Annotated in this window: 11 protein-coding genes; 9 read left to right on the top strand and 2 right to left on the bottom strand. The window is 39.6% G+C overall.

What is annotated here, in order from left to right:
* Positions 1–21: 21 nt before the first annotated feature.
* Positions 22–2,025, top strand: a complete 2,004-nt coding sequence (gene metG, locus NSQ85_RS08265) for a methionine--tRNA ligase (RefSeq protein ID WP_100273301.1) — start codon at positions 22–24, stop codon at positions 2,023–2,025.
* A gap of 277 nt (positions 2,026–2,302) precedes the next feature.
* On the opposite strand, the gene NSQ85_RS08270 is transcribed toward metG, so the two are convergent.
* Positions 2,303–3,199 carry a LysR family transcriptional regulator gene (locus NSQ85_RS08270; RefSeq protein WP_179974291.1) on the bottom strand — a complete coding sequence of 299 codons (897 nt, stop codon included), beginning with the start codon at positions 3,197–3,199 and terminating at the stop codon, positions 2,303–2,305.
* Between the two features lie 1,301 nt (positions 3,200–4,500).
* On the opposite strand from NSQ85_RS08270, the gene NSQ85_RS08275 reads away from it, so the two are divergent.
* The 8 genes from NSQ85_RS08275 (at position 4,501) to NSQ85_RS08310 (ending at position 13,327) form a co-directional block, all read left to right on the top strand.
* Complete coding sequence (locus tag NSQ85_RS08275; protein ID WP_164135616.1) at positions 4,501–5,460, top strand: competence protein CoiA; 960 nt, start codon at positions 4,501–4,503, stop codon at positions 5,458–5,460.
* Between the two features lie 10 nt (positions 5,461–5,470).
* Positions 5,471–7,276, top strand: coding sequence for an oligoendopeptidase F (gene pepF / locus NSQ85_RS08280; protein WP_340781662.1), 1,806 nt, complete (start codon positions 5,471–5,473; stop codon positions 7,274–7,276).
* A gap of 181 nt (positions 7,277–7,457) precedes the next feature.
* Complete coding sequence (locus NSQ85_RS08285; RefSeq protein WP_179974294.1) at positions 7,458–8,165, top strand: O-methyltransferase; 708 nt, start codon at positions 7,458–7,460, stop codon at positions 8,163–8,165.
* Between the two features lie 61 nt (positions 8,166–8,226).
* Positions 8,227–9,369 (top strand): peptidyl-prolyl cis-trans isomerase, encoded by a 1,143-nt coding sequence (locus NSQ85_RS08290; RefSeq protein WP_179974295.1) that lies wholly within the window; start codon positions 8,227–8,229, stop codon positions 9,367–9,369.
* A 341-nt stretch (positions 9,370–9,710) separates the two neighbouring features.
* On the top strand, positions 9,711–12,329 hold the full coding sequence (alaS, locus tag NSQ85_RS08295) for an alanine--tRNA ligase (protein WP_340781664.1): 2,619 nt from the start codon (positions 9,711–9,713) through the stop codon (positions 12,327–12,329).
* 194 nt (positions 12,330–12,523) lie between these two features.
* Positions 12,524–12,811, top strand: a complete 288-nt coding sequence (locus NSQ85_RS08300) for a hypothetical protein (protein ID WP_232086201.1) — start codon at positions 12,524–12,526, stop codon at positions 12,809–12,811.
* Positions 12,789–13,142, top strand: a complete 354-nt coding sequence (locus NSQ85_RS08305) for a hypothetical protein (RefSeq protein WP_232086302.1) — start codon at positions 12,789–12,791, stop codon at positions 13,140–13,142. The genes NSQ85_RS08300 and NSQ85_RS08305 overlap by 23 nt, the downstream gene beginning before the upstream one ends.
* Positions 13,079–13,327 carry an SH3 domain-containing protein gene (locus tag NSQ85_RS08310; protein ID WP_232087381.1) on the top strand — a complete coding sequence of 83 codons (249 nt, stop codon included), beginning with the start codon at positions 13,079–13,081 and terminating at the stop codon, positions 13,325–13,327. Before NSQ85_RS08305 ends, NSQ85_RS08310 begins: the two co-directional genes overlap by 64 nt.
* 22 nt (positions 13,328–13,349) lie before the next feature.
* Here NSQ85_RS08310 and NSQ85_RS08315 read toward each other — a convergent pair whose 3' ends face one another.
* Complete coding sequence (locus NSQ85_RS08315; RefSeq protein WP_014621307.1) at positions 13,350–14,030, bottom strand: IS6 family transposase; 681 nt, start codon at positions 14,028–14,030, stop codon at positions 13,350–13,352.
* Positions 14,031–14,072: the final 42 nt, after the last annotated feature.

Here is a 14,072-nt window from a genome sequence, read left to right on the forward strand (position 1 = left end):
AACACATGAAAGGAAATTAAAATGACAAAAACATTCTACATCACAACACCTATCTACTACCCATCTGGTAAATTGCATATTGGTTCTGCCTATACAACCATTGCTTGTGACGTCTTGGCACGTTACAAACGTATGATGAACTATGATGTCTTCTACCTTACTGGGCTTGATGAACACGGCCAAAAGATTCAACAAAGGGCTGAAGAAGCAGGAATCACACCACAAGAGTATGTGGATAGTATGGCTGTTGGTGTTAAGGATCTCTGGCAACTTTTGGATATCTCATACGATAAATTCATTCGTACGACTGATGATTACCATGAAAAAGTTGTTGCTCAAGTTTTCGAGCGTCTCTTGGAAAAAGGTGATATCTACCTTGGTGAATACTCTGGTTGGTACTCAGTTTCAGACGAAGAATTCTTCACTGAAAGTCAGTTGGTAGAAGTTTACCGTGATGAAGAGGGCAATGTCATTGGTGGTGTGGCTCCATCAGGACATGAAGTGGAGCTAGTGTCTGAAGAATCCTATTTCTTTAAACTCAGCAACTACGCAGACCGTTTGACGGCCTTCTATAAAGAACACCCAGAATTTATCCAACCTGATGGTCGTATGAATGAAATGCTTAAAAACTTCATTGAGCCAGGCTTGGAAGATTTGGCGGTATCACGTACAACCTTCACTTGGGGAGTTAAAGTACCATCAGATCCAAAACATGTGGTTTATGTGTGGATTGATGCCCTTATCAACTATATTACTGCCCTCGGTTATGGCCAGAATGAGCATGGTAATTTTGACCTTTTCTGGCAAAATGATAAAAACCACGAAATCATCCACATGATTGGTAAGGACATCCTTCGTTTCCACTCAATCTACTGGCCAATCATCTTGATGGCACTTGATTTACCATTGCCTACACGTCTTGTTGCTCATGGTTGGTTTGTCATGAAAGACGGTAAGATGTCTAAGTCTAAGGGTAATGTCATCTATCCAGAAATGTTGGTAGAGCGATTCGGTCTTGATCCCCTTCGTTACTACCTCATGCGTAGTCTTCCGGTCGGTTCAGATGGCACTTTCACGCCAGAAGACTATCTGGCCCGTATCAACTATGAGTTGGCTAATGACCTCGGAAACCTTCTTAACCGTACAGTTGCCATGATTAACAAGTATTTCGATGGTCAAGTACCTGCCTATATTGAGAATGTTACAGACTTTGATGCTGATTTGGCTAAGGTTGTTGCTGAAAATATCGAAGAGTTCCACAAACAAATGAATGCTGTGGACTTCCCACGCGCCCTAGATGCTGTGTGGAATATCATCTCACGTACCAATAAGTACATTGACGAAACAGCCCCTTGGGTACTTGCGAAAGAAGATGGTGACGAGGAACAATTGAGAGCAGTGATGGCTCACTTGGCAGCTAGCCTTCGTGTGGTAGCCCACCTGATCCAACCGTTCATGATGAGCACTTCAAATGCCATCATGGAACAGCTCGGATTGCCAGTGGTATTTGACCTTGAAAATCTTGAACTTTCAGGTTTCCCAGAAAATGTTACAGTTATTTCAAAAGGAACTCCAATCTTCCCACGTCTTGACATGGACGAAGAAATTGCCTACATCCAATCTCAAATGAACGCAGGCAAACCACAAGAAAAAGAATGGAACCCAGAAGAAGTCAAACTTAAATCTGAAAAAGACCAAATCAAATTTGAAGACTTTGACAAGGTTGAAATCCGTGTTGCTGAAGTTAAAGAAGTAGAAAAAGTCGAAGGTTCAGATAAATTGCTCCGTTTCCGTCTTGATGCTGGTGACGGTGAAGACCGTCAAATCCTCTCAGGTATCGCTAAATTCTATCCAAACGAACAAGAATTGGTCGGCAAGAAACTTCAAGTCGTGGCGAACCTTAAACCACGTAAGATGATGAAGAAATATGTCAGCCAAGGTATGATTCTTTCTGCTGAACATGACGGTAAACTCACTGTCTTGACAGTAGATCCATCTGTTCCAAATGGAAGTGTTATTGGCTAACAGTAATTCTGTTTTATAGTATTTCCTTAAGTGGGAGTGGGAAAACGAATTGATTTTGAATGATAAGCCTTCCGTTCCATTCCTTATTTTGATTTCGTTGTATACCCCTACTCACCTAAGAGTAATGAAAAGAGATATTTTTAACATTAAAACGAGTTCAGTCGAACTCGTTTTTTTATACACTATATTTCAATAAATGTTTAATTTGTTCTACGTTTCCATCAGGTCCATAGGCATTAGGGTATCTGTTTAGTTTACTAATAGCATCAAGGTCTCCTTAGTGGTGGGTTAGTAAGCTATCTCGAATTTCTTCGATAAATGCTTGAATAATTGTAGATTGTTTTTGTTTATTGTTGGTTACAAAACCCAAAGTGTGCTTGGGACTATCCTTAAGTGGGATTAGGACAATCTGGTCCTTGATAAAACTGTTGACAATACCAAGGCCAGAAGCATAACTATCAGAGGAACATAGCAGATTCATGACACTGCCTCGGTCATTACTGTAGATAACTTGCTGGTCAGGCAGGACTTCTAGCGGATCCTCGGTGAGATGAATTCCAGAGCTTTCCTGACGAAAACGGACTTGTGGATATCCCTCTAAATCCTTGAGATTTAGAGATTTTTTCTTGGCTAAGGGATGTTGACGTCCCAAGAAAATCTTGGTTTCAAAGTCTCCAAGTGGGGTGAAAGTCAAATCCATGTGTTTGAAACTGCGCTCTAGGATGTGGACGTTATCTTCATCAAGATAAATAATCCCCAAGTCACTTTCGAAACTCTCTACGCTCTTGAGAATCTTTCTAGTTGTTGTTTCGATTAATTGAAATTCTTGATAATCACTACGGAAACGTTTGGCAATATGAGCCATGGGAAGTGACAAAAAATCATAGTGGTGACTGGCAATGGTGAACGATTTCTTAAAGGACTTGTGATAGCGTCCTTCTAGTAGATCCAGCTCCCTAAGGATACGTTTGGCGTATTTTAGAAAATCATGGCCATCATCAGTCAGTTTGGCTCCCGTATTGGAGCGCTCAAAGAGTAGAACTCCCAGTTCTTCCTCTAAATCACGAATGGATGCTGAAAGATTGGGTTGGGTCAAAAAAAACTTCTTAGCAGCCTTACTAAATGAGCCTGTTTCAGAGATAGTCTGAACATAGCGACATTGTTGAAAATTCATAAGCAACCCCTTTTTAAGATATGATTGTGACCTATATTATAACAAAATGAGAAGTCTAATATCAGTAAAATCCTGATAGGAATAGATGAAGACCTGATATGAAATTTTTATAAAGTCAGGTCTTATAGGAGTACTGATGGAATGCTGTATAAAGTGTCAGTTGCTAAGACGTCTAATGGCTTCCAATTTTTTAGGACGAATGAGGCAGAGTACTATGGTAATCAGTAGTAACCAGAGAATGAAATACCAGATACTTGTAGCTGGAGCAGCCTGTGTCGCTTGTGACAGAAGGAAACTAGTAAAAATAAACAAAAAGTGCAGAACAATAGTCCATCAGAGGATGCCAGTACGTAGATAAATAGCGGAAAAGAATATACCGATAGCCGAGGCATAGTAAACTTGAACAAGGGTTGCGTCTAAAGGTTGGTGGGTGAGATTTTCTAGACGAGCAAATCCAAAAAATCAGGATGATAAGAAGACGACTTCTAACACATGTTTTGGAGATCTAATCCCATTTTGGAAGGCGAGTTTAAGGGAGAGTACTCTTTAAAGGGAGAGGGAAAGAAAATAAAGCAGTACCTGCAAATAGATCTATCAGAAGGCGGACTAAATCTTTTCTTAACAGGTGGTATGTTTTGAGAGTAGCTATTTTAGCTGATACTCTTCTAGAAAATAGTATTTTGTACGCAGTGTGACGATTTGCACAAAAGCTAGAGGGAAAGCTTTTTAGATTGACTGACTATCAATCACAAGATACTCTTTGATAGAAACCATTTTGTACCAACACGGTTTTGCGTTTGTTGGTATTGAACTGCACCTAGGGAAATGGTGGTTCAATGTTAGTAAATAAGGATTTTGGATGGTGATTATCCAAATCTAAAAATTGTTTTATCTTGTTATTGACTAAAGGAAGTAAGTCCTTGATGAGAATTAGGAACTAGAGGGTAAGAAGCATATTGGAATGGTGTTTTAGAGATGGAATTTGACTAGATGTTTGTGAGAGCATCTGTCTGTCTATGCTACATTGACTATTTTCAATGGTCGTGTGGGATAGAGACTGTTTTCGACTTTTAATTTCAGGGTAGATTGGGGGAGTTACCTCTAGAAATTGAAAAGAGTTCAAATGGATTGATCGGCACTTGTATCTTAAAGTAGGTAATACACCTATGAACCTATGTTTCCATACATCAGGGAGCAAGTTTTAATTTGAATAGGGGATACATCTAGAGAAATCTAGATGCTTTTTTTCATTTTATGACATCTTTTGCGAATAAGTAATGGAGTGTATAAAGGAGGGAGTCATGTTAATCGCTAAAAATCAGAAAGGGCTCTTGGTTTCGGCTCTTGAAAATGGGTTGAATCGTGAGGAAATTTATAGGTGCCCTGGCTGTCAAGGAATTGTATTGTTGAGACAGGGAAAGGTATTATGCCCGCATTTTGCCCATAAATCTTTGCAGGATTGTCAGTTTTTCTCAGAAAACGAATCGGCCCAACATTTATCCCTAAAAGCCACTGTGTATCAATCCCTGGACAATCATGGTGAAAGAGTTTGTATTGAAAAGGTTCTGCCTGAGTTAGGTCAAATTGCGGATTTATTCGTTGGAGATTCCTTAGCTTTGGAAGTCCAGTGTTCTCGTTTATCACAGAAACGTTTAAGAGAGCGGACTTTAGCTTACCATCAAATAGGTTACGAGGTACGATGGCTTTTGGGGAAAGAACTGTGGTTGGGACAGCGTTTAACAGATCTACAGCGTGATTTTCTTTATTTTACAACTAAGATAGGTTTCCACCTCTGGGAACTTGATTGGGAGAGGGAAGAGATTAGACTTAAGTATCTCATCTATGAGGATATTTTTGGGAGAGTTTATTACTTAACTAAGACCTGGTCTTTAATAGAAAATCTCATGACCATATTACGTTTTCCTTATCAGGCCAGAAAGGTGGGGACTTATCAAGTGACTCAGCGAAAGAAAGTCTCACATGTTATTCAACGGGAATTAATGGGGAAAAATCCAAGATGGATGAGAAGGCAGGAGGAGGCTTATCTTAAGGGGATGAATTTGTTAAGTTTGTCCGATCAGGATTTTTTTCCACAAGTGCGGTTTCCAGAGTCTAAGCAAGGATTTGTCCAAATTAGATTATCTATTGATGGTTTTGAAAAGCTTTTTATGCAGTATTATCGAAAAAGGGATTTTTCTTACAAGCAAACCCTGTGCCCTCCCATCTTTTATGTTAAAATAGTAGAGTATAGACACAATTAAGGAGAATATTATGTCAGACAATCGTTGTCATTTAGAAGAAAAATATACATGGGATTTGACCACCATTTTTGCGACAGACGCTAATTGGGAGACTGAATATGAAAGCATTGTTCAGGATTTGAAGAAGGCTAGTTCCTTTGCTGGTCACCTCTTGGACTCAGCCAAGAATTTGCTTGAGGCAACAGAACTTTATATGAGTTTGATGCGTCGTTTGGAAAAAATCTACGTTTATGCGTCAATGAAAAATGACCAAGATACAACGGTAGGTCTTTACCAAGAGTACAAAGCCAAAGCCTCAAACCTATACTCACAGTTGAGTGAAGCCTTTGCCTACTTTGAGCCTGAATTTATGGCTTTGGAAGCTGAAAAAATAGTATCCTTCAAAGAACAAGAGCCAGGTCTTGGACTTTATGACCACTATTTCGAACGTCTTTTGGCAAACAAAGACCACGTTCTTTCTCAAGAAGCAGAAGAACTCTTGGCAACAGCTGGTGATATTTTTAATGGTCCAACGGATACCTTCAACGTCTTGGATAATGCTGATATCCTCTTTCCATGGGTATCGGATGGTCAAGGGGATGTGATTGAGTTGACACATGGTAACTTTATCACCCTCATGGAATCTAAGAATCGTGAAGTCCGTAAGGGAGCCTATGAAGCTATGTATGGAACTTATGAGCAGTTCCAACATACCTATGCACAAACACTTCAAGGCGTTGTCAAGGTTCACAATTATATGGCTAAAGTTCGTCACTATAATTCGGCACGTCATGCAGCACTTGCAGCTAACTTTATTCCAGAAAGTGTTTATGACTCACTCTTAGAATCAGTGAATAGGCATTTGCCACTTTTGCACCGTTACCTTGATTTGCGTAAGAAGGTGTTGGGACTTGATAAGCTTAAGATGTATGATGTTTATGCACCACTTTCTGAGGCAGAGACTGCTCTTACTTATGAAGAAGCCCTCAAGAAAGCAGAGGAAGTCTTGGCTATCTTTGGTGAGGAGTATAGTAAAGGGGTTCATACAGCCTTTACGGAACGTTGGATTGATGTTCACCCTAACAAAGGGAAACGTTCAGGTGCCTACTCAGGTGGTGCCTATGATACCAATGCTTTCATGCTTTTGAACTGGCAAGACACTTTGGACAATCTCTTTACCTTGGTTCACGAGACTGGCCACAGTTTGCATTCAACTTTCACACGTCAGACACAACCATATGTTTACGGAGATTACCCAATCTTCTTGGCTGAAATTGCGTCTACAACTAATGAAAATATCTTGACAGAAACACTTCTTAAAGAAGTTAAAGATGATAAGACACGTTTTGCTATCCTTAACCACTATTTAGATGGATTTAAGGGAACCGTCTTCCGTCAAACGCAATTTGCCGAGTTTGAGCATGCTATCCATGAAGCGGATGCATCGGGTCAAATCTTGACAGCAGACTTCTTGAATAAGCTTTATGCAGACCTCAATGAGAAATACTATAACCTTAAAGCTGAAGATAACTACGAAATTCAGTTTGAGTGGGAACGTATTCCGCATTTCTACATGAATTACTATGTCTATCAATATGCTACAGGATTTGCAGCAGCAAGCTACTTGGCAGAAAAGATTATTCATGGTAATGAAGAAGATAAAGAAGCTTACCTTACGTACCTTAAGGCAGGTAGCTCAGACTATCCTTTGGAAGTTATCAAGAAAGCTGGCGTTGACATGACCAACACTGATTACTTGGATGCAGCTTTCAAGGTTTTCGAAGACCGCTTAGTTGAATTGGAAGCTTTGGTTGAAAAAGGTGTTCATCTTTCTTAAAAAGAAGTCAGTATACTATATTGAGAGAATCATTCTGGAAAAGAGTGGTTCTTTTTTAGGTTTAAGAGTGGCTGTCTTAAATGTAGGTTTTTACAATCTAATGACTGGGAATGTCAAAAAAGATGTTTCTATTAATCAAAATCTCTAGCACTCGATAGGGATTTTTTATATAATAATACACATGGTTAAATCATATAGTAAAAATGCAAACCACAACATGCGTCGTCCTATAGTAAACAAGGATATCGTGGACTACATGCGAAAGCATCTTAAGGAGAGTACAGGGCACTTGGCTGAACTGGAGGTCTTTGCTCGTAAGGAGAATATTCCGATTATCCAACACGAGGTTGTTGCATATTTCCGATTTTTGTTGCAGACCTTACAGCCTAAGAAAATTCTTGAGGTAGGAACAGCTATTGGTTTTTCAGCCCTTCTTATGGCTGAATATGCACCTGATGCTCAGATTACGACAATTGATCGTAATGAAGAAATGATTGGCTTTGCCAAGGAAAATCTAGCTAAGTATGACAGTCGCAAACAAATTACCTTGGTCGAAGGAGATGCTGCCGAGGTATTGCAAGACTTAGACACAAATTATGATTTTGTCTTTATGGACTCAGCCAAGTCTAAATATATCGTCTTTCTGCCTGAAATCTTAAAACATCTTACAGTTGGTGGTGTCATTGTCTTTGATGATGTTTTCCAAGGTGGGGATATTGCCAAAGACATCATGGAGGTTCGTCGTGGTCAGCGAACTATCTATCGTGGCTTGCATCGCCTTTTTGATGCGACTTTAGATAACCCTGATTTGACTGCTAGTTTGATACCTATGAGTGATGGACTTCTTATGATTCGGAAAAATTCTGAAAATATTATTTTGCCAGATTAAGCATTATTTAAGTAAGTGTGGTATAATAATAGAGATTTTGACAATTTAAGGAGTAGATAAAATGGCTAAAGAAAATGAAAACCTTGAGTCAACAGAAGAAACTGTTGAAGAGGTTGTAGCAGATAAAGATACAGAACAAGAGCAACTTGATCGTCAAAAAGAAGAAGAGGAAAGCATTGCCCTCGCCAGAGAAAAAGCGAAAGAAAAAGCTAAACGTGTTAAAACTAAGAAAACTCGTGATGCCGTTAAAACAAGATCAGGTGCTCCCTTTCTCCGAGGTCTTGCCCTTGTAGCTGTTTCAGCCCTTGTTGGTGCTGGTGCTATGTATGTTTATCTAGGAAACAAAACGACTGAAGAAACAATCTTAGTATCTATGAAAGGTGATACTGTTACTGTTGGGGATGTCTTTAATTTGCTTAAAGGTAGCAACCAAACACAACAAAGTGTTTTGAGTGTAACGTTGCAAAAGGTTCTTGAAAAAGAATACGGTAACAAGGTCAGCAAAGAAGATGTTGATAAAGCCTATAAACAAGCTTCAAAACAATACGGAGACCAATTTTCACAAGTGCTTGCAGCCTATGGTCAGACAGAAGAGTCATACCGTACTCAAATCCGTACACAGAAATTGGTTGAGTACGCTGTTAACCAAGCTGCACAAAAATATTTGACGGAAGCAAATTACAAGGCTGCTTATGATAATTACATACCAAATACAGAGGTGCAAGTAGTTTCAACTACTGATAAAGCCGTGGCAGATAAAGTAGCTTCTGAAGCTAAAGCAGAAGGAGCAGACTTCTCGAAAGTTGCTAAGGATAACAACTTGAAAGTAACTTCTAAGACAGTTAACTCGGCTTCTCAAGACTTTCCAACAGATGTTTTGACAGCGGCCTTCAAGCAAGATGCTAATGCCGTTTCTGATGTAGTAACTGTTTCAAACAGCTCAACTGGTGCTGCAACTTACTACGTCGTCAAAACTGTTTCAAAATCTGAGAAAAATGCAGATTGGAAAAACTATAAAGATGATTTGACTAAGATAATCATCAATGGTAAGAAAGCTGATACTAATTTCACTAACTCAGTAATTGCCAAGGTTCTTAAAAAATACAATGTTAAGGTTGTAGATAAAGCCTTTAGTGGAATTCTTGACCAGTATGTGACTGGTTCTGGAGCTTCATCAAGTTCAACATCAAGCTCTAGCAAATAAATCATAAGATCAAGTTGATAATGTTGTTATCAACTTGACCTAAGACCTAAAACACGTTAAAATGGAAAGCAACAAAGAGTTTTAATGTTAGGAAACTCTGAGTCTTCCCTTTGAGAAAGGTAATCATTGATTCAGATACAGAAAAGTGGCGGTCGCTGCGAGCCATGGACGGATGAGATTACTTGCTACTCAAAGTTTATAATTAAAGAAAAATAAGAATGACAAGGTCATTGAATGAAGGTGGTACCGCGGTTCACGTCGCCCTTCGTTTAGTGGTTTTGTCTTTTATTCTTTTAGTATTTTCTAAATGGTATAAATTAAGAAATAATTAAGGAGAAATAATGAAACAACTTACTTCAGCACAAATTCGCCAAATGTGGCTTGATTTCTGGAAATCAAAAGGTCATGCTGTTGAACCATCAGCTAACTTGATTCCAGTTAACGACCCAACTCTTCTTTGGATTAACTCAGGGGTTGCCACTCTGAAGAAATATTTTGATGGCTCTGTGATTCCTGAAAATCCACGTATCACCAACTCACAAAAGGCTATCCGTACCAATGATATCGAAAACGTTGGTAAGACAGCTCGTCACCACACAATGTTTGAAATGCTTGGTAACTTCTCAGTTGGTGATTACTTCCGTGATGAGGCTATCGAGTGGGGTTATGAGCTTTTGACAAGCCCAGAGTGGTTTGATCTTCCAAAAGACAAACTTTACATGACTTATTACCCGGATGATAAAGATTCATACAACCGTTGGATTGCTTGTGGAGTTGAGCCAAGTCACTTGATTCCAATCGAAGATAATTTCTGGGAAATCGGTGCAGGTCCTTCTGGACCAGACACTGAGATCTTCTTTGATCGTGGAGAAGAATTTGACCCTGATAATATTGGTATTCGCTTGCTTGAAGAGGATATTGAAAACGACCGTTACATTGAAATTTGGAACATTGTTTTGTCACAATTTAATGCAGATCCAGCTGTTCCACGTTCAGAATACAAAGAGCTTCCTAATAAAAACATTGATACGGGTGCAGGTCTTGAACGTCTTGTAGCCGTAATGCAAGGGGCTAAAACAAACTTTGAAACAGACCTTTTCATGCCTATTATTCGTGAAATTGAAAAAATGTCTGGTAAAGCTTATGATCCAGATGGTGAAACATTGAGCTTCAAAGTTATCGCAGACCACATACGTTCATTGGCCTTTGCTATCGGTGATGGTGCCCTTCCAGGTAATGAAGGCCGTGGTTATGTTCTTCGTCGTCTTCTCCGTCGTGCCGTAATGCACGGTCGTCGTCTTGGTATTTCTGATGCTTTCTTGTATAAACTTGTCCCAACTGTTGGTCAAATCATGGAAAGCTATTACCCAGAAGTTCTTGAGAAGAAAGACTTTATCGAGAAAATTGTTAAACGTGAAGAAGAAACCTTTGCACGTACTATCGATGCAGGTTCAAGCATGCTTGATGAACTTCTTGCTAACCTTAAGAAATCTGGTAAAGATACGCTTGAAGGTAAAGATATCTTTAAACTTTACGATACTTACGGATTCCCAGTGGAATTGACAGAAGAATTAGCTAAAGACGAAGGCTTCAAGATTGACCATGAAGGTTTCAAAGCTGCCATGAAAGAACAACAAGACCGTGCGCGTGCTAGCGTGGTTAAAGGTGGGTCTATGGGTATGCAAAATGAAACTCTTGCTAACATCACTGAACCATCTGAGTTCTTGTATGAAGCGGAAACTGCAGAAAGTCGTTTGAGCGTAATAGTTGCTGATGATGCTCGTCATGATAGTGTAAATTCTGGCCAGGCTCTTCTTGTCTTTGAACAAACACCATTCTACGCTGAAATGGGTGGACAAGTAGCAGACCACGGTACTATCTCTGATGCAGCGGGTACTACTGTTGCGCGTGTTGTTGATGTTCAACGTGCACCAAATGGACAAGCTCTTCATACTGTTGAGGTTGAAGGTGAACTTGTTGTCGGAGCTAACTACAAACTTGAAATTGACCACTCACGTCGTCACCGTGTTATGAAAAACCACACAGCAACTCACCTCTTGCACGCTGCCCTTCACAACATCGTTGGTAATCATGCAGTCCAAGCCGGTTCTCTTAACGAGCAAGAATTCTTGCGTTTCGACTTCACTCACTTTGAGGCGGTAACTCCAGAAGAATTACGTGCTATCGAAGAACAGGTCAACGAAGAAATCTGGAAAGCAACTCCAGTAACAACTATTGAAACAGATATTGACACTGCTAAGTCAATGGGAGCTATGGCCCTCTTTGGTGAAAAATATGGTAAGCGTGTTCGTGTTGTTTCAATCGGTGACTACTCTGTTGAGCTTTGTGGTGGTACTCACGTTGCCAACACAGCTGAAATCGGTATGTTCAAGATTGTTAAAGAAGAAGGTATCGGTTCAGGAACACGTCGTATATTGGCTGTTACATCACGTGAAGCTTACCTTGCTTATCGTGAAGAAGAAGATGCCCTCAAATCAATTGCAGCAACACTTAAGGCTCCACAATTGAAAGAAGTGCCTAACAAGGTTGCTAGCCTTCAAGAGCAATTGCATGCCCTTCAAAAAGAAAATGCTACTCTTAAAGAAAAAGCAGCTGCCGCGGCCGCTGGTGACGTGTTCCAAGATGTTAAAGAAGCTAACGGTGTTCGTTACATTGCTAGCCAAGTAGAAGTTTCTGATGCTGGTGCCCTTCGTACTTTTGCTGATCAATGGAAGCAAGCAGACTACTCAGATGTTCTTGTCCTTGCGGCTCATATCAGCGAAAAAGTTAATGTCCTTGTAGCAAGTAAGTCTGAAAACGTTCACGCAGGTAATCTTATCAAGGTTCTTGCACCAATCGTATCAGGTCGTGGTGGTGGTAAACCAGATATGGCTATGGCCGGTGGTAGCGATGCTAGCAGGATCCAAGATCTTCTCTCAGCAGTAGCAGAACAGTTTTAAGATGTGATACAATAAAAGAAACTTAAAAGGTAGGATGAAAATCCTATCTTTTTTCTTAAAAAAATTAGTAATAATATTGAAATAATTGTAAAAAATATTTCAAATTTCAAAGGAGTATAATAAAATAGTGAAAACGGTTCCTATTTTTTATCAAACAGCCTAGAAGGTGAGAGTGATCAAAAAGAGAAAGGCATATGTTTTTAAGGAACGTCAATTTTAGTCAATACGTAAATATTCTTTTGGAGCTACATCAAGTCTTGATTGGTGCAAGTTTGATGCTCGGTGGACATGTTTTGGATCAGGAACAAGCCAATAGCGTAAGTTCCAGCAAGGACTATGAAGTTATTGTAAATAATTCTGAAGCACCACAATTTGAGCAGGCAACTTCGGAAGCTGTTACCGATGTTCTCAATGAACCTGTGTCAAAATCGGAAGCATCAAGACCTAATCTTACCAGCAGTGAAGTTTGCTTCTGTTTCTAAATCAGAAGTGGCTAGCCCACGTTCTGAAGCGACATCAGTGGCTAGTTCAGAAGTGACAAGTGAAATTGATCGTTTAGCGACTTCAGAAGTTGCTGAAGCTAGACCTACTGACCGTGAAGCTGTCGATACTAGTCTTCGGACTGTCTTAACTAATGCTAGTCATCCTGATGCAGATTGTCTAGTGACTGCTGTGATGTTTCTCTTGATATCCCATCAAACGGTACGTTTTATTTCCGTCGTACAACTGAAATTCATACAGCTCCAGTCCTGGATATCAAACCTACTTTTGTCTTTAGTTCAGGCGACCATGTTATCTATGACAAGATCTTGAAGAGAGACAATCACCAATGGATTTCTTATGTGTCATACAATGGTACTCGTCGTTATGTCGACCTAGGTGTTGTCGTAGAGTCTCTGGCTAAACCAAGAGGCGACATGGCTATTGAAAGTCATGATAATGGTGACTTTAGCGTGGTTATCAGTGGTTCTGTTGCAAAGTTTCCCAAAAGAGTATAGAAGTCCTAGTTTAACATTTTGACTATGCTGGGATCCCCATCAGAACTTTAATTTCAGTCGACACCGAAAATCCGAAGAGCGTTCCGTTTCTTCGGTTCTTTTTGTATATTCCTCGAATAGTCTCCATGCCCTTAATCGTGGTTGAGGCAGTTCGTAAACTTCGATAAAATTTATTACGGCGCTTAATTGGACGATGGTCCTGCTCAATTAAATTATTGAGATACTTCACTGTCCGATGTTCTGTCTTGGTATATAAACCGTTAATCTGTAGCTTTCTGAATGCAGAACTAATCGATGGTGCTTTATCGGTTACAATCACTCTAGGTTGTCCAAATTGTTTATGGAGCCGTTTTAAGAAAGCATAAGCCGCCTGAGTATCCCGTTTCTTTCGTAACCAAATGTCTAAAGTTAATCCATCAGAATCAATTGCACGATAGAGATAATGCCAACGTCCTTTAATTTTGATATAGGTTTCATCCATTTTCCACGAATAGAAGGACTGTCTATTTTTCTTCTTCCAAAGATGATAGAGGACTTTACTGTACTCTTGAACCCAGCGATAAATCGTAGTGTGACAGACATTGATACCACGGTCATACAGTAGTTCTTGAACTTCACGATAGCTCAGATTGTAACGTAGATAATATCCCACAGCGACAATAATCACATCTTTTTGAAATTGTTTCCCTTTAAAGTGGTTCATTACTCTGTCCTCACTGTCTTTTTACTGAATTTTATACTAAAA

Origin of the sequence: Streptococcus sp. FSL L8-0526 (genome assembly GCF_038007145.1) — a bacterium.
GTDB classification, from domain to species: Bacteria; Bacillota; Bacilli; order Lactobacillales; family Streptococcaceae; genus Streptococcus; species Streptococcus thermophilus.